A 20751-nucleotide genomic window follows, 5' to 3' on the forward strand; every position below is an offset into this window, starting at 1 on the left:
CCGCCAAAAACAAAGGAGAAACCTAGACCCTTGACCACAGCAACCGACCCAAAACAAAACTAACAGGCGGGTCACTTCTCAATGGAAAACCCGGGTCACTTCTCGGCGGAAATCAACACCATGGAGGGCTTTGCTTATCTGGCCGGGGTCATTGACCTGTTCTCGCGCCGCGTCATCGGCTGGTCATTGCAAAGCCGGCAGACCAGCGAGGTCGTTCTGCAGGCGCTTCACATGGCGGTCTGGCGCCGCAAGCCACAGAACACGGTGCTGGTCCATTCTGATCAGGGCTCCCAGTTCACCAGCATGGACTGGGCCAGCTTCCTGCGGCACCACAATCTGGTTCACTCCATGAGCCGGCGCGGCAACTGCCACGACAATGCTGTGGCCGAAAGCTTCTTCAACCTTCTCAAGCGCGAAAGGATCAGGCGCCGGACCTATCGAACGCGAGACGAAGCCCGCCAGGATGTGTTCGACTACATCGAGATGTTCTACAACCCGACCCGCAAGCATGTCCGCAACGGCATGCTCTCTCCAGTCGAGTTCGAACGGCGAAACCAAATCTGACCCCGAAGGTGCCTACAGAACACGGGGCTATTCAGAAGCCGCCATCGTCTTTTGCTCGATAAAGGCTTCGGACAGCTTATTTAGCTGCAGAGGGATCAGGTGTTCGCCTGGTCCCTTTGTCATTCATATAAGCGAAAAGGCTCGGACTTTCAGCGCAATTGCGCCGTTCTTTCGCGGGCAGAATATTTAGGGATTGCTGGCTGGGGTGCTAGGATTCGAACCTAGGAATGCCGGTACCAAAAACCGGTGCCTTACCACTTGGCGACACCCCAACTGGCGCGGTTCCTACACCGTTTGCTAAAGCCGCGCAACACGCCTTGTGACAGCCTGTTGAGCACTCGAAAGCAAACCCATTGCCCAAGGCATCAACGAACAAGTATCTGACTTCGCTAAATGTTTCGGCAAATCGCATCTGCCGGCGACCGGCGACATCACCCACTCGCTCATGCTCGAATATTCAGGTTTTGCACTGCCTGCTTCGGCTCAAGAGCGAAGAGCGCCCTCCAGCAGTTTCACGATGTCTGCGGCGCCATAGGCACGTGGATTCGGCGCCGGATTTTGCATGACCTGTTCCGCCGCCGCACTCGCTCCATCGAGCGGCATGCCTAAAATGGCAAGGCTTCTTGCTACGTTGAGCCTGAGGGCCAGTGCCTCCAACCCTTCCGCAGCGCTTTCATGGCCAAGCGCATCAGCAGCCAGGCCAAGCTGTTCTTTTGCCGCGACCTCGTTGAATCTGATGACATGCGGGAGCAGCGCCGCATGCATAGGGGCATGCGGCAGATCGTATAGTCCACCGAGGACATGGGCCAGCTTGTGATGCAGCCCCATGGTTCGCGCAGCGAGAACTCGCCCCGAGAGATAAGCTGCGTAAAGCACCGTCGCTCTGGCGTCCCAATCCCGCGGCGCGTCGACCAATATCGGCAAAGCCCCGGCAAATCCCGCTATCGCTTCCACAGCGATGCGATCGGTTTCCGGGGACCTGTCGGGCGCGTAGAGCGCTTCGAAAGCGTGGGCCATGGCGTTGAGCCCGCTCGACACCGTCAAGTCGAGTGGCAGGGACAGCGTCAACGAGACATCATAGATAACGGCCTGCGGAACGACGCGCTTGTCCCGGATGGTTGTCTTCTTGCCATCCCGCGTTTGCCCAAGGATCGGCGAGATTTCGGAACCGGAATATGTCGTCGGAATGGCGATATGCGGCAAGCCGGTCCGCAGCGCCAGGGCTTTGCCCAACCCAACCGCAGACCCGCCGCCCAGGCTGACGAACCCATCGGCGTCGCCAAGATAATTCAGCGCACGGTCGGTGACCTCCACCGGTGTGTGCACCACAGCATCGTCGAAAGTCGCAAAATGCCTCTCGCCCAGTGCCTCGGCGATTGCTGCGACGCCCGTGCTCCGCCCCGGCGTGCTGAGGACCATGGCCCGGGTCACGCCGAGGTCCTGAACGAGGGGCAAGAGGGTGGACAGGTGATCTTTCCCGAAAACGACCCTCTGCTCAAAACTCTGCAACTCGAAGGTTTTCATAGCCCGCTCCTTGGAAGTCTGTCCGCCGCTCAGGCGCTTTCGAGCGGCTGCAGATGCTGCTCGAGGTACGGCCGAAGATGCTCGTGCTGCATGGGCAGTTTCAGCGCCTCGCCGAGATGCTTGGTGTCTTCGTCGCGATCAAAACCCGGTTCATTAGTCGCGATTTCGAACAACACGCCACCGGGTGTGCGGAAATAGATCGCCCAGAAATAATCGCGGTCGATGACTGGGGTGACCTGATAGCCGGTATCCATCAACGCCTTGCGTACCTCTAGCTGCTTGGCCCGGTTCTCCACGGCGAAGGCGATGTGATGCACCGACCCGGCACCGAGGCGACCGAAGCCCACCTCAGGAAGCGCTTCGATGTCGATGAAATCGGCGCCATTGCCGTTCGGCAATCCCAGACGGCTGATGCCTCCGTGCTTGTCGACCTCTTCATATCCCATGAACTTGAGCAGTTCTTCGGTGGCGCCGGCATCGCGCAACCTCAGCGAAGCAGAATGGAAGCCTCGGATGGCAAAGGCATCGCTTACCGTTTCGGTGGTCCAGGGCGCGCGCACGTCATCCCTGGTTTCGACCAGGGAGAAACTGTCGCCCTCGGGACCGGTGAAATCGAGGCGTTTCTGGCCAAAAGTGGCTCCGCGCGATAACCCAGAGACGCCATTCTTGGTCAGGTGCTCCGACCAGACATCCAGGGTGTTTTCCGGCACCGAGAAGGCCGTGGTTCCCACCTCGCCCGCCCCGAACTGCCCACGGGCAATATTGGGGAAGGGGAAATAGGTCATCACGCTGCCCGGCGTGCCTTTTTCGTCGCCATAGTAGAGGTGGTAGACGCTCGGCTCGTCGAAATTGACGGTCTGCTTCACCCGGCGCAGCCCCAGCTTCTTGGTGAAGAACTGATTGTTGTTGCGGGCATCCTTGGCCATGGACGTCACATGGTGAAGCCCTTTGATCTGGTCCAGCATTTTGCACTCCATGAATGATCGGACCGATATCGCCCCGACGCTTGTTCTGAGTTCAAAATCGGATGTCAGAGCCTTTCAGGGTAGCTGGACAATTCGCTACGGATTGTCGTCTTTCTTCGAACGACATCGCACGAAGAAGTCGTCTGCGCCCCGGCAATGGCCGAGCGCCTGTGCAATGTCTGGAAATGATTGGGAGCGTTTGAAAGCCCGATGAGATGGGCCAGCTTCCGGCCCGAGCATTGGGATGCGCGGGCCGGAAAGGTTCATAAAAGGCCGCGTCCTAGAAATGGACCGACTTGGAGTCCATGGGGTTGGACGAGGTCGGCGGGGCGAACTTGGTCAGGTCGATGCCTTCCACCGCAGCCTTGTATTCGTCGGCGCTCGGCGTACGGCCGAGGATGGCGGAGAGAACGACGACCGGGGTCGAGGCGAGCAGGGACTCGCCCTTCTTTTCGGCGGTGTCTTCAACGACGCGGCCCTGGAACAGACGGGTCGAGGTGGCGAGAACGGTGTCGCCCTTTTCGGCCTTTTCCTGGTTGCCCATGCAGAGGTTACAGCCGGGACGTTCGAGATAAAGGATGTTCTCGTATTCCGTCCGGTTAGCGGTCTTGGGGTGAATATCGTCGAACTCGAAGCCGGAATACTTCTGGAGAATTTCCCAGTCGCCTTCTTCCTTCAGCTCATCGATGATGTTGTAGGTCGGCGCGGCGACGACGAGCGGCGCCTTAAATTCGACCTTGCCGGTGTCCTTTTCGAGGTTCTTCAGCATCTGGGCGACGATCTTCATGTCGCCCTTGTGCACCATGCACGAGCCGACAAAGCCCAGGTCCACCTTCTTGGTGCCGCCGTAGTAGGAAACCGGGCGGATGGTGTCGTGGGTGTAGCGGCGCGAGACGTCGGAATTGTTGACGTCGGGGTCGGCGATCATCGGTTCGTCGATCAGGTCGAGATCGACCACGACTTCAGCAAAGTATTTTGCATTAGCGTCGGGCGAGAGGGCCGGCTTTTCGCCCGAACGGATTTCGGCGATGCGGCGATCGGCCTTGGCGATCAGGCCCTTGAGGGTCTGGGCGGCATTGTCCATGCCCTTGTCGATCATGATCTGCATGCGCGACTTGGCGATTTCGAGACTTTCGATCAGCGTCTCGTCCTCCGAGATACAGATCGACGCCTTGGCCTTCATCTCGGCAGTCCAGTCGGTGAAGGTAAAGGCCTGGTCGGCGAGCAGGGTGCCGATATGGACTTCGATGATACGGCCCTGGAAGACGTTGTCGCCATGCTGCTGCAGCATCTGCGCCTGCGTCGCATGCACCACATCGCGAAAATCCATGTGGGGCTGCATCTTGCCCTTGAAAGTCACCTTGACCGACTGCGGGATCGGCATGGTGGCTTCGCCGGTGGCAAGCGCCAGCGCCACGGTGCCGGAGTCAGCGCCGAAGGCCACGCCCTTGGACATGCGGGTGTGCGAATCGCCACCGATGATGATGTCCCAATCGTCCACGGTGATGTCGTTGAGCACCTTGTGGATCACGTCGGTCATCGAGTGATACTTGTGGAGCGGGTCGCGGGCCGTGATCACGCCAAAGTTGTTCATGAAGGCCATGAGCTTTGGAATGTTGGCCTGGGCCTTCTTGTCCCAAACCGATGCCGTGTGACAGCCGGACTGATAGGCGCCATCGACCAGCGGCGAGATGACGGTCGCGGCCATTGCCTCGAGTTCCTGGGCGGTCATCAGGCCCGTCGTGTCCTGCGAACCGACGATGTTCACCTTGACACGCACGTCCGAGCCGGCGTGGAGGATCTTGCCGGGCGTGACGCCGACGGCGTTGCGGTTGAAGATCTTTTCGACCGCGGTCAGGCCCTGGCCTTCGACGGTAATTTCCTTGTTCGGGGCAAAGACCTGCGGGGCAGTGACTCCGAGGGTCTGGGCCGCAAAAGTCTGCAGCTTCTTGCCGAAGACGATGGCGTAGGACGAGCCGGCCTTCATGAATTCGGTCTTCTGCGGAGTGAAGGCAGAGGCGATGTCGACCAGCTCATTGCCGGCTTCATCGCGTAGCTTCTTGGTCTTGGCATCGATGGTGAGGACAGTGCCAGTTTCGACCGAGTACTTCTGCTCAAGGATCGGGTTGCCTTCGTTGTTGAGGATCGGCTTGCCGTCCTCACCGAGCTTCTTGACCCAGTTCTTGAGATTGAGGCCGATGCCGCCGGTCACGTCGACGGTGGTGGCGAAAATCGGAGAAATGCCATTGGTGCCGGCAACGATCGGCGCGACATTGACGAAGGGCACATAGGGGCTGGCGGGCTTGCCGGTCCAGAGCGCGACGTTATTGACGCCGGACATGCGCGAGGAGCCGACGCCCATCGTGCCCTTTTCGGCGATCATCATGACACGCTTGTCGGGGTGCTGCTTCTGCAGTGCCACGATTTCCTGCTGGGCGGCAGGGGTGATCATGCACTGGCCGTGCAGTTCACGGTCGGCGCGCGAGTGAGCCTGGTTGCCGGGCGAGAGAAGGTCAGTGGAAATATCGCCTTCAGCGGCAACAAAGGTGACGACCTTGATCTCGTCTTCGACCTCGGGAAGCTTGGTGAAGAACTCGGCCTTGGCGTAGCTTTCGAGTACGTCTTTGGCGACTTCATTGCCGGCCTTGTAGGCATCGCGCAGGCGGAACATGTCGGCGTCGTAGAGGAAGACCTGGGTCTTCAGTACATCGCCGGCTGCCTTGGCATTTTCGCCATTGCCCAGAGCCACGTCGAGCAGCACTTCGACCGAGGGGCCGCCCTTCATGTGCGAGAGCAGCTCGAGGGCAAAGGCCGGAGTGATTTCGGCCACGGCAACTTCGCCGAGGATGATTTCCTTGAGGAAGGCAGCTTTGACCGTTGCGGCGCTCGTGGTACCGGGCAGCGTGTTGTAGATGAAGAATTTGAGGGCATCGGCGCGTTGCGGATTGGCGGCATCGCGGATGATTGCGATGATCTCACCGGTCAGGCCGCCGGCATCGATCGGCTTGGGCGCGAGACCCTGCTCTTTTCTGCTTTCGATTTCAGCGAGGTAATCGGAATAGAGGGTCATCGCAATCTCAACATCGTGGGTGTGAGGTGCCGGCTGCGGCACCACATAGGGCTGTTTTGGTCGATGAAGCGCCAATGTCGCGCTTCCCTCCCAAGGTCGGCGGCAACCTAGCGCATTTCCGCAAACAAAGTACTTCCGAATTGAGCAAGGAGCGGTCGAGAAATAGCAACGCCCCGCGCAGGCGACTACGGGGTGGCAGACATATCTAAAGAGGCAACTGGATTTCGCGTTGCGCGAAAAAGAAAACCCCCGATTTCCGGGGGTTGGATTGGTAGCGAAGCCCAGATTCGAACTGGGGACACACGGATTATGATTCCGTTGCTCTAACCAACTGAGCTACTCCGCCCCAAGGGGCTCGACCTGCGTCGATGGCGCCTTACTAAGGTCGGGGGCCCCGGTCTGTCAAGAGTTGCGACCGGCCGGTTATGATTTTTCCAGACGTTGAATGTGGGCATGGATAAGCGCGAGGTCGGCTTCGAACTTTTGGCGCTCACGGGCCCTGGTTTCGGGGTCGGGAATGCGGAGGAGATAGGAGGGGTGGTTGGTGATGTAGAGCACCGAACCATCCTCCAGATCGATCGGTTTTCCGCGCATGCCGGAGATGGAAACCGCTTTTCCGACAAGGCTTTGCGCGGCGGTGGCGCCTAGCGCGACGACGATCCGGGGCTTGACGAATTCGCGTTCGAGATTGAGCCAGAAGCGGCAGGCCTGGATTTCGCCGGCATTAGGTTTCTGGTGGATGCGTCTTTTGCCACGCGGGATGAATTTGAAGTGCTTTACCGCATTGGTGACATAGAGGCGGCGGCGGTCGATGCCGGCATTTTTGATAGCTTCGTCAAAGACTTGTCCCGCAGGACCAATGAAAGGTCGGCCCGCCAGATCTTCTTGGTCGCCGGGTTGCTCACCGACGAACATGACCTCGGCTTCCTTCGGGCCCTCGCCGAAGACGGCCTGGGTCGCCTGCTCGTAAAGTGGGCAGCGGCGGCAGCCTTCGATGGCCTCGGCCGCGTCGGCAAGTGATTGAATTTGTTGGGCTTCCTCCACAGCCTCGCGCGCCTTCTGGCGCATGTGGCGGGCCGGAGGCTGGGTGGTGGCGCGGGCGATCATGTCCTGCTCTATTTGCCTTGCATTACGGATCAAGGGAGCAATGCGGTCGGCTTCGGGGAGGTTGCGCCAGTATTTGACCGGCATTTCCGATTTCATCATCGCGACTTTCAGCCGAGCCGGGTTGAAGATCGCGCCGTAATAGGTGCGCCAATCATCCTCCACCGCGCCCTCGGCGGGGATATCTTTTTTGTTTCCGCCCGGGCCAAAGCGCAAATTCTCCTTGTCCCAGAAGGCACTAGCATAGGGGGTGATGATGGCCCAATGCATGCCGGCAAAGCGGCGGGTGAAAAAGGGGGCTGTAGCTTCGAGGGTAAAATGCTCGGGCTCGAACCAGGCGATATAACGCTCTTCGTCCTCGTGGAGGACGGTGCGAAAACGCACGAAAGCCTTCATTTTGTGTGCATCGCGATGTACCCCCGAGGCCATTCGCGTTAGCAGACTGTTATCACTATCGGCAGCATTGGCGAGAATGTGCGAGTCATCCTGCAGTCGCCAGAGGAGACGATAGAGCAGTGCGAAACGCTGCGGGTCGGAGTGCTGGATGACGTCGCCGGCAAGGTCGATGAATTGGCGCGGTACGGAGCCGATCGGGCCATCGGTATCGGGCAGCATGTCGTCGCCCGCTTCGAAGAGGCCGCTCTCTTCCGAACCGACCCGCCACACGACCTGTGAGGGCTTCATGCCGGCAACAAGCAGGCGCCGCGCCTTGCCGCGCCACTCGTCGAGGTCGTTGAGCCGTTCGAGCCGGACCGAGAGCATTAGAAGAGTTCCAGCTGCTTTGGCGGCGGCGCGAGCTTTTGCCGGAGGCGCAGGTCGTCGGTGAGACCGCCCGGTGTCCAATCGGCAGCGGCGATGAAGGGGCGGACCTTGTCGATGGAGGCGGTGAGGCGCGCGAGGTCGGCAAGGGTGAGGCGATGATGGCGGCGTGAGGAGATGACGCGATCAACGCCGCTAACGCCGAGGCCGGGGACGCGCAGTAGAAGTTCGCGGTCGGCACGATTGACGTCGATGGGGAAACTGGCGCGATGTTTCAGGGCCCAGGCGAGCTTTGGATCGACCGCGAGATCGAGATGACCTCCCTCTCCGCCCGCGACGATTTCGGGCACGTCGAAACCATAGAAGCGAATAAGCCAATCGGCCTGGTAGAGGCGATGCTCGCGCATAAGCGGTGGCGGAGCGAGCGGCAGGCGCGAGGAGGCATCGGGGATGGGCGAAAAGGCGGAATAATAGACGCGCTTCAGCCGATAGCCGGAATAGAGCCCGGCGGCACGGGTGAGAATGGCGGCGTCGTCAGCCTTGTCGGCGCCGATGATCATCTGGGTTGACTGACCGGCAGGGGCGAACTTTTCGGGCTTTGCCTTGGTCGGCTTTTTGTCCTCGGTAGTTTCATCGAGTTTTCCGCGCAGGCGCGCCATGGCGGTGCGGATTTCGGCAGGGCGCTTTTCCGGGGCGAACTGTTCAAGCGCTACATCGGTGGGCAGTTCGATATTGGCGGAGAGGCGATCAGCCCAGCGGCCAGCTTCGGCGAGAAGCTCGGGCGCGGCATTGGGGATTACTTTGAGATGGATATAGCCGGCAAAGAGATGGGTTTCGCGCAGGGTGCGGGCGACGCGGACCATCTGCTCCATGGTGTAGTCGGGAGAGCGGATGATGCCCGAGGAGAGGAAGAGGCCTTCGATATAGTTGCGCTTGTAAAAGTCGAGCGTCAGCCGCACGACTTCGTCGACGGAAAAGCGGGCGCGCTCGACGTTGGAGGACGAGCGATTGATGCAATAGGCGCAATCGTAGACGCAGAAATTGGTCAGCAGCAGTTTGAGGAGGGAGATGCAACGACCGTCGGGCGCATAGGAATGGCAGATGCCGCTGCCCTCGGTGGAGCCAATGCCACCGGTCTTGCTGCTGTCGCGCTTTTCCGAACCGCTCGAGGCGCAGGATGCGTCGTATTTGGCCGCATCGGCCAAAATGGCGAGTTTTCGCGTGAGGGTGAGAGCGACCATTTGTTCATCCTTTGTTCTGGATGAATAGGCCGAGTCTGAGCGGCGCGCATGTCAAAAAGACATGAGTGGGGGATTTGTGAACGGAGATGGGGCCGCACGCTTCGTTCTAGCCTAGGAAACGGAGGTCCCTGCTTTCGCGGGGGTGACGCCGCGGGAGTGGCTACCACCCGAGGGCTTTGACCTCGCCGACACCGAGTGAGGTGAAGTGTCCTCGGGTCGAGCCCGAGGATGACGGGCGGTGTGAGGCAAACGACCCGTCAGGCGCGATGTCATTCCCGCGAAAGCGGGAACCCCTGTTTTAAACGGAGGTCCCCGCTTTCGCGGGGATGACACGGTGGAGGTGGAGCAATCGAGCATGCTTTGCCGAAGCTAGAGTCACCCGACGCTAGCCGCATCAGCCACCGCCTTTTGCGCGGCGAAGGCGCGTTGATAGGCCGGTCGCTGTTCGGCCCGGGCCACATAGGCAGCGAGGCTTGGATATTCGGCGAGCATTTCTGGCTCGAGGCGGCGCAGGACCATCACCATCATCAGGTCGCCGACGCTGAAATCGCCGCCGAGCCAATCGGCATCGCCGAGGCGGGCGGAGAGAGGATCGAGGCGAGAGCGGATCTGGTCGTCGATGAGCGGCAGGCGGTCCTCGTACCAGGGCTTGTCGCGCTCGGTGAAGTAGACCTGTTCGCGCTCGACGATCGAGGGCTCAATGGTGCTGAGGGCAGCGAAGAGCCAGGCCATGGCGCGGGCGCGGCCGGGTTCATCTGCGGGCAAGAGGCCTGAATGGTGCTGGGCGATGTGAAGAACGATGGCGCCGGATTCAAAGATGACGATATCGCCGTCTTCATAGGTTGGGATTTGACCGAAGGGTTGGCGCGATTTGTGGGAGTGTTCCTTCATGGTCTTGAAGGAGACGAGGCGCACATCATAGGCGAGCCCAACCTCTTCCAGAGCCCAGCGCACGCGCATGTCGCGGGCTAGGCCCTGACCACCATCTGGTGAATTCTCGAATGCGGTAATGATCGGCTTCATTGCAGTGTCCTCCTTGGGTACAGTCTTAGGACGAACGCCGCGTCGGCATTTCGACTAATATTTTTTACCCGAATTCTCACTGACCAAGCGCGCATTGAAACGGTTCATCACTTACTGTCTGTCATCCCGGCGAAGGCCGGGATCCATCCTGAGATTTCGAGATGGGCCCCGGCCGTCGCCGGGGTGACAATCGAGGTTGGAACGAGATCACTGCCAGGAGCAAAGATGGACATTTTGAACAACCTGCCGGAGCGAGGTTCGGTTTCGTTGATTGCCGAATTTACGGCGCGCGCAGGATACGTCGAAAGGGTGGCAGTTCTGTTGGCGGGCTTAGCGGCCGATGTGCGGCGCGAGCCGGGCAATGTCGTCTTCGATTGCTTCCAGCGACTGGATGATCAGGCGAAGTTCGTCGTCTATGAAATCTATCGCGACAAGGCGGCATTCGAGGCTCACATCTCGGCTGACTACGGCGCGGTGTTCAACGCCAAGCTGCGGGAATTGATTGTCGAACCCAATTCCGTGCTGACGTTTTTGACGCCACTGCGGGCTGAGTGATCAGGCTTTTGCAACTTTGTGGGGTCGCGTCGCTGCGTGGCTGATGGCGTGGGCGGCAAGGCCGATGCCCCAAGCGAGGAAGACCCACAGGGCCCAGAACGGGGCGCCGGTGAAGAGATTGATGGCAAAGAGCAGAGCCATGGTCGCTACGAAGACGATGGCGTGAATCTGGAGGCCGAGGCGGCCGTCGCATTTTCCTAGGTTCGTCATGATGGTCTCCTGATGGTTGATTGGCTCCCGACACCCCCACCCTTCCTCCTTGATGGGGGAGGATGGGTGGGGGTGTCGGCACGTACGATTTCAACGGCTGCCGTTTAGCGAGCGGCGTCTTCGATGACTTTCGCCACCGCTTCGGCCTGCGAGACGAGGCCAGAGTGGCTGGCGGCGATCTCAGTGGTGGTTGCGCCGATCCGGCCGGCGAAGAAGCGCTGGGCATCGGGCGGGATCACCAGATCCTCGGAGGTCACGACATAGAAGTTGGGCTTGCCATGCCAAGCGGCGACTTCGGCAACGGCGTCGAAATTGGCCGGGTTGGACGGCAGCTGGCTTGCGGCCATGGCTTCGGCTTCTTCCTTGGGCAGATCGCCGGCAAAGAGCGCCGGGAAGCTGGCGGGATCGAAGATCAGGCCGCCCTGCTCGTTGGGACGGATGGCCTTGACGCCTTCACTGGGTTCGCCGCCCGAAAGCAGGGCATTGAGCGTTTCGCCCTTGTCCGGCGCAAAAGCCGAGACATAGACCAGCGACTTCACCTTTTCATCGGCACCGGCCTCGCCGATGACCACGCCACCCCAGGAATGGGCGACAAGAACCGTCGGACCATCCTGCGCGTCGAGGGCGGCCTGGGTGGCGGCGACGTCATCGGCGAGCGAGGTCAGCGGATTGGCGACCTGGGTAACATTAAAACCCTTGGCCGAAAGGATGGCTGCGACCTTGTCCCAGGAGCTTTCATCGGCAAAGGCGCCGTGCACAAGGACGATGTTCTTGGCTTCCTGAGCCGTGGTGGCGGTAACCCCGATTGCGGCGGCAGCGAGCATGAGGGCGGACAGTGCGGTTTTCATTTTCATCTCCAAAATTTGGGCGAGGTTGGACGATCGGCAAAGTTCCCCTGCCGCTGGCTTTGCGCTAGCGTGTGCTTCTGGATTTTTGCGTTTCGGCCGAGGATTGCTTGATTTCCTCGCCAAGTGATGGGCTCTATTTAGAGGCTTGCAGCATGAACAGCCATGACCGCGCCTCCGGACCTCTTGCTCCGGAATCCGACGCCGCTTTTCCCATGATGGCTTCACGGGTGGATCTGCTCTCGCAGGTACTGACACTGATAAAGCTCCGAGGCGAACTGGTTTTCTCCGCCGAACTGACCGCGCCATGGGCGCTGAATTTCGACGCGGGATCGGCCTATTTCCATGTCGTGCAGGACGGAGAAATGCGTGTCAGCGCCAGCGATGGGCGCGTGATCGAGGCCGGGCCCGGGGACCTGCTGGTGCTGCCGCAAGGGCGCGGGCATGTCATCGGCACGCCGGACGGCAAGCCGGTCTCAGCGCGGCTGGTGCTCTTTGCGCAGATGAAGGAGGAGAGCCTGACCATCAGCCTTGGTGGCGGCGGGGCGCAGACCAATCTCATCAGCGGCGCGTTTCGCTTCGAGGGCGACAATCTGCCCTCCATGCTCGCCGTGCTGCCGTCCATCATCCATATCTCGCGGGAGGCGCTCGCCGAGGAGGCCGGCTGGCTCGATGGGCTGGCGCATTACCTCCATGCCGAAGCGCGGGCGCCGCAATCAGGCGCGGCAATCATGATCTCGCGGCTGATCGACGTTTTGGTGATCCGCGCCATTCGCACCTGGGTGCACAAGGCGCCACCGGAGAACAAGGGCTGGCTGGGCGCACTGGCTGACCCGCGGATCAGCCGGGCGCTCAAAACCATCCATGACGCACCATTCGAGCGGCGGACTGTGGCCGAGTTGGCCGACATTGCCGGCATGTCGCGATCGAGCTTTGCCGAGCGGTTCACGAACCTGATCGGCGCAGCGCCGCTGCACTATCAGACGCGCTGGCGGCTCTTGCTGGCCAATGAAATGCTCAAGGGCGGCCGGACCCGCGTGAGCGAGGTGGCGCGCCGGATAGGCTATGATTCCGACGCGGCGTTCAGCCGTGCGTTCAAGGCGCAGTTCGGGGTCTCGCCTGTTACGGTGGTGCATCCCGAGGAATTATTGTTCAATAATCGACACCAGTGCGTTGCGATTGTATCGATATGAACACCGGGAGGGTTCGCCTACATTCCCTGTCGAACACGGCGGGAGACGCCGCGAATATTGGGAGTTTTGGAAAATGACCCTGGAACTTGGCGGCATCCACCACCTGACAGCCGTAACTGCAGACGCACCGCGCAACCTGAAGTTTTATACCGAGACGCTGGGCATGCGCCTCATCAAGAAGACGGTCAATCAGGACGACACCTCGGCCTATCACCTCTTCTATGGCGACGGCGTCGCTTCGCCCGGCGCGGACCTGACCTTCTTCGATTTCCCCACCATGCGCGAACAGCGCGGCAACCACACGGTTGGTCGCACCGGTCTGCGCGTCGACAGCGAGGAGACGCTGAAGTGGTGGAAGGAGCATCTGGAGGCCAGCAAGGTTTCCACCAGCGGCATCAAGGAACGCTTTGGCCATGTCTCGATGGATTTCGAGGATTTTGAAGGCCAGCGCTTCCGGCTCGTCGTCGATGGTTCGAACAAGGTGATCCCATGGGCCAAGTCGCCGCTGCCGGCGGACAAGCAGATTGTCGGGCTTGGCCCGATCACCCTGTCGGTACCAAAACTTGAGCCGACTGATGCCATGCTGACCCGCGTGATGAACATGCGGCAGGTGCGGCACTATCCGGCTCGTGAGCGGGGCGCTGAAACCTTCGTCTATGAAATGGGTCCGGGCGGTCCGGCAGCCGAACTCCATGTCTCGGTCGATCCGAGCCTGCCGCGGGCGCGGCCCGGTGCCGGTGGCGTCCACCACGTCGCTTTCCGCACGCCGGACGAGAGTTCCTTACGCGAATGGATCGAACGGGTGAACAGCTTTGGCATTCGCTCCTCAGGCGAAGTGGAGCGGTTCTACTTCACCTCGCTCTACTTCCGCGAACCGAACGGAATCCTGTTCGAAATCGCCACCGACGTGCCCGGCTTTGCTGCCGACGAGCCGATGGAAACGCTGGGCGAAAGCCTGTCGCTGCCACCGTTCCTCGAAAGCCAGCGAGCCCAGATCGAGGCCGGCTTGAAGCCGCTGGTTTAAGCCGAAGCCCACCTCTCCCCTAAGGGAGAGGTGGGTGGCTCACGATCTGCTGTTCGTATCGAGTGGATCGGGGTCGTCGGCACGGCCGCCGCCCATGCCCATTCCCATGCCGCCCCCACCGCCACCGGCGCCTCCTCCACCGCCTCCGCCCTGGCGACCGCCTTCGCCGCCTTCACCCTTGCCGCGACCACCGCTGGCAGACGGGCGTTTCGGGCCCTGGACGGGAATGGCGAGATCGGCAGGGACGGGATCGAGATCAAGCGCCTTGCGGATGAAATCGCGCAGGGAAACGACCAGGGCGTCGGTGCGGATAGGATGGCCGGCGACCAGTTCTCGCGCCGCCTTTTCGGCGAGGCGCACATGCTCTTCGGTGCCCAGCAGGATAATGTCGGAAAGCGAGGCTTCGACATCGTCGCGAATGCGGCGCTGGCGATCGGAACCGGTGATGATCTCGGTGGTTTCGTCGCCCTCCGCACGTTTCTCATCGCGCTTGTGGGCGGGATTGACGGTGAGCGTGCCGGTGAAGGACCCGCCCAAAACCTTGTAGGCGGCAATGAGGGTGCGGAGGCGCTCGTTGATCTGGCGGTTCATCCGCTGCTGGCGCTGCTGGATCGTGGTCATGACCAGAAGGCGGATGCCGATGCCGACAAGGGCGAAGAGGGCGATGCCGATCAGCGTGCCGAGCACGCTTTCCCAGGAACTGAAATCGAAATTGCGCAGTCTGGCCTCCTGTGATTGGGGCCAGACTGGCATGGTTTGACAGGGCTGGGAATTGCCCCTTACCTGGCGTCGGGTTCGAGCAGGGCGGCATCCTGAACAAGGCGAATGAATTCGGCGCGGTAGCCGCCTTCGTCTTCGCCGCGACCGGCCTTGGCCAGAGCTTCAATTTCGGCCCAGGTCATGTCGGCTCCATAGACGCTGCCCTTGAGCTTTTGGCCAAAGGCGGCGACGGCGGTGGCGAACTGGGCGTCGCTGCCGGCAAGGGCGATGTCGTCATAGGTGACCTCGGGAGTGACCGGCTGTTCGATCAACTGGCTGACGCTTTCGCCGGGCAGCTTGTAGCGCATTTTGAGGAAGGCGATTTCATCGCTGCCGCCCGTCGTGGCCGCGTCGGTGCCATATCGCAGCGGATCGACCTGGCCGGCGCCGACCGGGGTGATTTCGTAAAGCGCGGTGACCGTGTGGCCGGCGCCGATATCGCCGGCATCCACCGCGTCATTGTTGAAATCCTCGCGTTCGAGATGACGGGTTTCGTAGCCGATAAGGCGATATTCCGAGACCAGAGCCGGGTTGAACTCGACCTGGATTTTGACGTCCTGGGCAATGGTATGGAGCGTGCCGCCCACTTCCTCGACCAGCACTTTCTTGGCTTCGGCGAAGTTGGAGATGTAGCTGGCATTGCCATTGCCGTTCTGGGCCAAGGCCTGCATGGTCGCGTCATCGAGATTACCGCGGCCGAAGCCAAGCACCGAGAGGCTGATGCCGGACTGACGCTTCTTGGCGATGAACTGCTTTAGCGCATCGGGATCGTCGATACCGACATTGAAGTCACCATCGGTGGCGAGGATGACGCGATTGGTACCGCTCGTTTTGCCTTCCTCGGCGAGGCGATAGGCGAGTTCGATACCATCGGCACCGGCCGTCGAGCCCCCTGCCCCGAGTTCGTCGAGAGCGGAGAGGATTTTGGCCTTTTCGCTGGCGGCGGTTGGGTCGAGCACCACACCGGCCGAACCGGCATAGGCGACGATGGAAACCGTGTCCTTTTCCGAAAGCTGATCGAGCAGCAGCGCAAAGGAGCGTTTTAGCAAGGGCAGCTTGTCGGGCTCGTCCATCGACCCGGAAGTGTCGATGAGGAAGACCAGATTACTCGGCGCAATGGCTTCGGCGGGTGGTTCATAGCCACGGATGCCGATGGAGAGAATCTGCGTCTTGTCGTTCCACGGGGTCGGGAAGACTTTTAGGGTCGGCTGGAACGGCACCTCGGCGCTGGGCGCAGCGGGGTAGTCATAGGGGAAATAGTTGATCAGCTCCTCGATGCGCACGGCATCGGGTTCGGGGACGTAGCCGTCTTCGAGCATACGGCGGGCATAGGAATAGCTCGCCGTATCGACATCGATGGAGAAGGTCGAGACCGGTTCTTCGGCGGCGACTTTCAGGCGCTGTTCGTCAAAGCTGGTGAATTCGTCGCCACTCGGCAGCGGCGCCATGCGGCCAGCTTCGTCGGCAAAGACGCTCTGCTTGGCGAGACCACCGACAGGCGCACCGCCATAGGCTTCGGTCTGGACGGCTGACAGCGAGGGCGTGATTGCCGGTGCGGGCGCGGGCATACTCTGCGGCGCGACCATGCGCATGTCCGGGGCGGCTTCGCTTTCGAGCAGCATAGGTTCGGGCGCCGCCAGGGCATCGCTATCGGCGGCGACCTCGGCCGGCGCCTGCTGCACGGCGATGTCGGCCACCTCTTCGCGGGCGCGAGGGGACACTGGCTCGACGGCGGGTGTGGCGATCTGTGGGCGTGGCGGCGCCTGGACCGAGGTCATCGCGGTCGTGGAATAGAGCTGGTAGCCGAGCGGCAGGAGCAGCAGGGCCACGGCGGTGGTGCCCAGAGGAATGCGGATGTCCATGATCGAAAGTCCCTTCAGGATTTCTTTGATGGACATGTGACGGCGGCCGCGATTCGATCCTTGGGTCGAACCAGCGTTTTTTTTGGCTTCGGCTTCTTCATAGACGGCGCGTGCGGCCGCGAGCGCTGCCGCCTTGGCAGAGGCGCGCGGCTTTGGCACGGGCGACTGACCCAGAATTTCGAAAGGATCGGGGCGGTGATCGGTCATAGTAGCCCCCTCAATGTCTTGCGGGCTTCGTGAACGTGGAAGGAAACGGTGGCCTCTTTGATCCCCATGATCTCGGCGGCCTGCGCGTGGCTCATCTCTTCGGCATAAACGAGCAGCACGGCGTCGCGCTGCTTTTCCGGAAGTGTGCGCACGGCGGCCCAGAGCTGGCTGCTGGTTGTCGCGTCTTCCTGGTTTGGCGCCTCTTCGGTCGGCGCGATCTCCGCATAGGCATCGACATGGGCGCCGCGGCGGCGACCGGCGCGTTGCCAGTCGCGCACCATGTTGAGCGTGATGCGATAGACCCAGCTTGAGAAAGCGCTGCGCCCATCGAAGGATTGCAGCGCCGCTCCGAGGCGGACGCAGACATCCTGTGCGATGTCTTCGGCATCGTGACCATTGCCGCACCACCGCCAGGCGGTGCGGTAGATGCGGTCATATTGATCCTCGACCAGTTCGGCAAAGGCCCCGGCATCGCCATTCTGGGCGCGCCGAACCAGCGCCTCGGTGAAGGCGGCCATTGGATCGGGTATGGATGCGGCAGTCAGTCCCACCAATCGTGCCTGCACAGAAAGCCTCTTTGCAGCTAGTTTAGCTGTAGGACGCCGGTGCTGCTGCAATCCTTTGGTCGTCGCCGAGATTTTTTTGTATGGAGACGAGCATGTCCGAAAGCCCCTTCAAGCTGAACCGTACGCGCATTTTCATCCTCGCCATGGGCGCGGTGGTGGTGCTGATCGCCATATCGATGATGATGGGCGGGCTGGGGCAGTATCAGGCGCTGCGGGAAGCGGCCAATGCGGCGAAGGAGCCGACGGCGGAGCAGGTGGGACAGTAATGCGCCGATATTCTTCTCCCCATTGGGGAGAAGGTGGCGCGCAGCTCACCGAATTCGCATTTGCGAATTCGGTAGGGATGAGGGAAAGGCATTAGTTTTAAATTGAGAGCTACCCCTCACCGACTCGGCTTCGCCGAGCCACCTCTCCCCAATGGGGAGAGGAACAAGGAAGACTAAGCCACCAATGCCTGCGGCACGGCTTCGGCGATAAACCCGCCGCCGAGTACCTCTGCCGTCTGGCTATCGTCAGCATAGAAGACGCAGGCCTGGCCGGGGGAAATGCCGTATTCGCCGGTGACGAGTGTCACAAAGACCTCGCCATTCTGCATCTGGATCACGGCCGGCTGGGGGCCGCGGGTGGAGCGGACTTTTACTTCCACCGGCGCGCCATTGCCGGCGCTGGCTTCAACGAGCGGGGTGGCGCCGAGCCAGTTGACGTCGCGCAGGCGCACCGTGTGCGTCTTGAGGGCTTCGCGGGGACCGACGATGACGCGGCCGCTGCGGTGGTCGAGTTTTACGACATAGAGCGGTTCGCCGGCGGCGACGCCCAGGCCCTTGCGCTGGCCGATGGTGTAATTGACGATGCCTTCATGGAGCCCAAGCACGCGCCCATCGAGATGCACGATCTCGCCCTGGGCCAGGGCCTCGGGGTGCATCTTGCGGATGATATCGGCATACTTGCCCTGCGGCACGAAGCAGATGTCCTGGCTGTCGTGCTTCTCGGCAATTTCGAGGCCGAATTCGCGGGCCAGTTCACGCACGGCCGGCTTGCTCAGGCCGCCAAGCGGAAAGCGCAGGAAATCGAGCTGCTCTTGGGTGGTGGCGAAGAGGAAATAGGTCTGGTCGCGATCTGAATCGACCGGGCGGAAAAGCTGGCGACGACCATCTTCGAGAAGGCGCGTCTGCACATAGTGACCGGTGGCGAGGACATCGGCGCCGAGGTCGCGGGCAACGGTCATCAGGTCGACGAATTTCACCGACTGATTGCAGGCAATGCAGGGCACCGGGGTTTCGCCCTGCTGATAGGCATTGGCAAAAGGCTCGATCACCGAGGCCTTGAAGCGCTCTTCATAGTCGAGCACATAGTGCGGAATGCCGAGCTTGGCCGCGACGCGCCGGGCATCGTGGATATCCTGGCCGGCGCAGCACGCACCCTTGCGATGGGTGGCTTCGCCGTGATCGTAGAGCTGCAGGGTAACGCCGATGACTTCATAGCCCTCTCGGGCGAGTACACCGGCAACGACGGAGGAGTCGACGCCCCCGGACATGGCGACAACAACGCGCGTGTCCTCGGGACGCTTGGCGATATCAAGCGAATTCAACATGTCTTTCCAATCCGGATGGGGTCAAGGGCCAACGGATAAGCGTGAGGTCGCCTCATACCGCCATTGGATAATTCTGGCAATTGCCCTGCCCGGCAGGAATTGCCGGGTTTGGGGCGAAACTGACCCAAAGGGCATCGGAGACCGACCGGACGGCATCGGGATGGGGTGGGGTGGAAACGTAGATATAGGTTTGAAAACAAAGAGACTTCAGGAGGAGGCAGGAACTTGGCAAGGCTCTTGCATTGTCCGGCAGGAGTTCTTTCGTGTTTGAAGAGGCGCAACCGTGGCTTCACAACTGGCAAATCTTTTGGTCTCGGCCTTCGGCTCCGCCGCAAAGCCGGTGCAACCGCCCGTCAAATCCAACAATGACGACCAGTTCGCGCGCCTTCTCGACGCTCCGGCGGCTCCGGCCAAGCGCAATGACGCGCAGGCAGCGCAGAGCAGCGATAACAAGCCGGCAACGCCTGACGCTGCCCCCAAGGATGCGGCTGAAACGACCGAGACCGCAGCCGCCGCGCCGGCAGAGACGGAAACCGAGGACGACAGCACCGAAGATACCGGCACGACCTCGCTGGCCGATACGCTGCTGGCAGCACTTGCCGCGCTGGGTCTGACGACCGAAGGGGCAACCGATGGCGAAGCCGGCGAGGGCGATCTCGTCGACGCCGCGGCGCTTTCCGATATCAAGGACGCGATCGGCGAGCTCTCGCAACTGCTGGGTATGGATGTGAAGACGCTCATGCAGCAACTAGCCGCCCTCGCCAAAGGCGTTGCGGCGGAAGGCGGCGGCGAGGCGGAACTGGCGGCCAAACTCAATGGCTGGCTCGGCGAGCGCCTGGGCGCGGCCGGCCTGACACTCGACGCCAATGCCGAGGCGAGCCTTGCCAAGCTGATGGACGGGCTCGGCGAATTTGCCAAGGCCATCCCGGCCGAGCCGGAGCTGGCTTCGGCTCAGCTCAAGATGCCTGAACCGGTGCTGGCGCCGAAAACGGCCGCGCCCGAGCCGAAGGTCGAGGTCAGCGAACCCGAACTCAAGGTCGAGCCGCAAAGTCTCGAGCGCAAGGCCGACGCCAAGCCGGCCGAGCCAGAGAACAAGGGCCAGAATACGCAGGCCCATACTGCCCGCCCCAATGGCGGCCAGGACAATAACCTCAACCTGACGCCGACCGCGCCCGCCGCAGCGCAGGCGGATGCGCCGCAGCAGGTCGACGCTGCGACGACCCCGCGCGTGGTGCAGACTGGTTATCAGACAAGCCAGCAGCAATTGAACCTGCCGCAGATCGCCTTCGAGCTGTCGCGCCAGGTGGGCGATGGCAATACGCGCTTCCAGATCCGGCTCGATCCGGCGGAACTGGGCCGTATCGACGTCAAACTCGACATCGACAAGAGCGGCCAGGTGCATGCGCGGCTGACGGTCGAAAAGGCCGAAACGCTCGACCTGATGCAGCGTGACCAGCGCGCGCTGGAAAAGGCGCTGCAGCAGGCTGGCCTCGATCAGAGCAAAACCAATCTCGAATTCTCGCTCAAGCAAAACCCCTTCGCCGGTGATCAGAACCAGCGTTCGGGCGAGGAGCGAAGCGGGTCGGGCAGCGGCCAGGATAGCCAAGAGGAAACAGAAGTTTCCGCCCCCGCCATCACCCTTTATCGCGGCGCGCTCCAGGCGAGCGGCCTCAATATCCTGGCATAAGG

Annotated in this window: 17 protein-coding genes, 2 tRNA genes and 1 pseudogene; 6 read left to right on the forward strand and 14 right to left on the reverse strand. The window is 61.4% G+C overall.

From position 1 onward, the window contains the following. Positions 1-111: 111 nt before the first annotated feature. A pseudogene (locus J7557_RS13720) lies at positions 112-564 on the forward strand (IS3 family transposase); the annotation flags it as partial. Positions 565-761: 197 nt separating this feature from the next. On the opposite strand, the gene J7557_RS13725 reads toward J7557_RS13720, so the two are convergent. The 8 genes from J7557_RS13725 to J7557_RS13760 all read right to left on the reverse strand — a co-directional run bounded on the left by J7557_RS13725 (position 762) and on the right by J7557_RS13760 (position 10250). After that, a tRNA-Gln gene (locus tag J7557_RS13725) sits at positions 762-836 on the reverse strand. Positions 837-1047: 211 nt separating this feature from the next. After that, positions 1048-2088, reverse strand: a complete 1041-nt coding sequence (locus J7557_RS13730; protein WP_291420628.1) for a maleylacetate reductase — start codon at positions 2086-2088, stop codon at positions 1048-1050. A 29-nt stretch (positions 2089-2117) separates the two neighbouring features. Then, entirely contained in the window at positions 2118-3053 is a 936-nt protein-coding gene (locus tag J7557_RS13735; protein WP_291420629.1) for a VOC family protein, read from the reverse strand. Positions 3054-3333: 280 nt separating this feature from the next. Continuing rightward, on the reverse strand, positions 3334-6123 hold the full coding sequence (locus tag J7557_RS13740) for a bifunctional aconitate hydratase 2/2-methylisocitrate dehydratase (protein ID WP_291420630.1): 2790 nt from the start codon (positions 6121-6123) through the stop codon (positions 3334-3336). Positions 6124-6392: 269 nt separating this feature from the next. Beyond that, a tRNA-Met gene (locus J7557_RS13745) sits at positions 6393-6469 on the reverse strand. A 77-nt stretch (positions 6470-6546) separates the two neighbouring features. Further along, positions 6547-7989, reverse strand: coding sequence for a UdgX family uracil-DNA binding protein (locus J7557_RS13750; RefSeq protein ID WP_291420631.1), 1443 nt, complete (start codon positions 7987-7989; stop codon positions 6547-6549). Then, positions 7989-9227 (reverse strand): putative DNA modification/repair radical SAM protein, encoded by a 1239-nt coding sequence (locus J7557_RS13755; protein ID WP_291420632.1) that lies wholly within the window; start codon positions 9225-9227, stop codon positions 7989-7991. The genes J7557_RS13750 and J7557_RS13755 overlap by 1 nt, the downstream gene beginning before the upstream one ends. Before the next feature lie 375 nt (positions 9228-9602). Continuing rightward, complete coding sequence (locus J7557_RS13760) at positions 9603-10250, reverse strand: glutathione S-transferase family protein (RefSeq protein ID WP_291420633.1); 648 nt, start codon at positions 10248-10250, stop codon at positions 9603-9605. 225 nt (positions 10251-10475) lie between these two features. Between J7557_RS13760 and J7557_RS13765 the strand changes: the two genes are divergently transcribed. Next, positions 10476-10805 carry a putative quinol monooxygenase gene (locus J7557_RS13765; RefSeq protein ID WP_291420634.1) on the forward strand — a complete coding sequence of 110 codons (330 nt, stop codon included), beginning with the start codon at positions 10476-10478 and terminating at the stop codon, positions 10803-10805. Here J7557_RS13765 and J7557_RS13770 read toward each other — a convergent pair whose 3' ends face one another. Together J7557_RS13770 and J7557_RS13775 are read right to left on the reverse strand one after the other, a co-directional pair. Beyond that, a complete protein-coding gene (locus tag J7557_RS13770; protein ID WP_291420635.1) occupies positions 10806-11015 on the reverse strand; it encodes a 2TM domain-containing protein in 210 nt (69 codons plus the stop codon). 104 nt (positions 11016-11119) lie between these two features. After that, complete coding sequence (locus tag J7557_RS13775) at positions 11120-11863, reverse strand: alpha/beta hydrolase (protein ID WP_291420636.1); 744 nt, start codon at positions 11861-11863, stop codon at positions 11120-11122. Between the two features lie 152 nt (positions 11864-12015). Between J7557_RS13775 and J7557_RS13780 the strand changes: the two genes are divergently transcribed. After that, on the forward strand, positions 12016-13053 hold the full coding sequence (locus tag J7557_RS13780) for an AraC family transcriptional regulator (protein WP_291420637.1): 1038 nt from the start codon (positions 12016-12018) through the stop codon (positions 13051-13053). Positions 13054-13126: 73 nt separating this feature from the next. After that, a complete protein-coding gene (locus J7557_RS13785) occupies positions 13127-14077 on the forward strand; it encodes a ring-cleaving dioxygenase (RefSeq protein WP_291420638.1) in 951 nt (316 codons plus the stop codon). A gap of 39 nt (positions 14078-14116) precedes the next feature. Here the strand turns inward: J7557_RS13785 and J7557_RS13790 are convergent, their stop codons facing one another. From J7557_RS13790 to J7557_RS13800, 3 genes are read right to left on the reverse strand one after another with little or no spacing between them, the layout of a single operon-like run. Then, positions 14117-14830 carry a hypothetical protein gene (locus J7557_RS13790; RefSeq protein WP_291420639.1) on the reverse strand — a complete coding sequence of 238 codons (714 nt, stop codon included), beginning with the start codon at positions 14828-14830 and terminating at the stop codon, positions 14117-14119. 26 nt (positions 14831-14856) lie between these two features. After that, the gene (locus tag J7557_RS13795) at positions 14857-16905 is read right to left on the reverse strand and encodes a VWA domain-containing protein (RefSeq protein WP_291420640.1); all 2049 of its coding nucleotides are present in this window, start codon (positions 16903-16905) and stop codon (positions 14857-14859) included. Continuing rightward, positions 16902-17423: an RNA polymerase sigma factor gene (locus J7557_RS13800; RefSeq protein ID WP_291420963.1), complete on the reverse strand. Its 522-nt coding sequence runs from the start codon at positions 17421-17423 to the stop codon at positions 16902-16904. Before J7557_RS13800 ends, J7557_RS13795 begins: the two co-directional genes overlap by 4 nt. Before the next feature lie 140 nt (positions 17424-17563). On the opposite strand from J7557_RS13800, the gene J7557_RS13805 reads away from it, so the two are divergent. Further along, complete coding sequence (locus J7557_RS13805; protein ID WP_291420641.1) at positions 17564-17737, forward strand: hypothetical protein; 174 nt, start codon at positions 17564-17566, stop codon at positions 17735-17737. Positions 17738-17910: 173 nt separating this feature from the next. Here the strand turns inward: J7557_RS13805 and mnmA are convergent, their stop codons facing one another. Continuing rightward, a complete protein-coding gene (mnmA, locus tag J7557_RS13810; RefSeq protein ID WP_291420642.1) occupies positions 17911-19062 on the reverse strand; it encodes a tRNA 2-thiouridine(34) synthase MnmA in 1152 nt (383 codons plus the stop codon). 283 nt (positions 19063-19345) lie between these two features. Here mnmA and J7557_RS13815 point away from each other — a divergent pair, with 283 nt between their 5' ends. After that, a complete protein-coding gene (locus tag J7557_RS13815; protein WP_291420643.1) occupies positions 19346-20749 on the forward strand; it encodes a flagellar hook-length control protein FliK in 1404 nt (467 codons plus the stop codon). Positions 20750-20751 lie beyond the last annotated feature (2 nt).

The organism is Devosia sp. (assembly GCF_017744655.1).
In the GTDB taxonomy this organism is placed as follows: domain Bacteria; phylum Pseudomonadota; class Alphaproteobacteria; order Rhizobiales; family Devosiaceae; genus Devosia.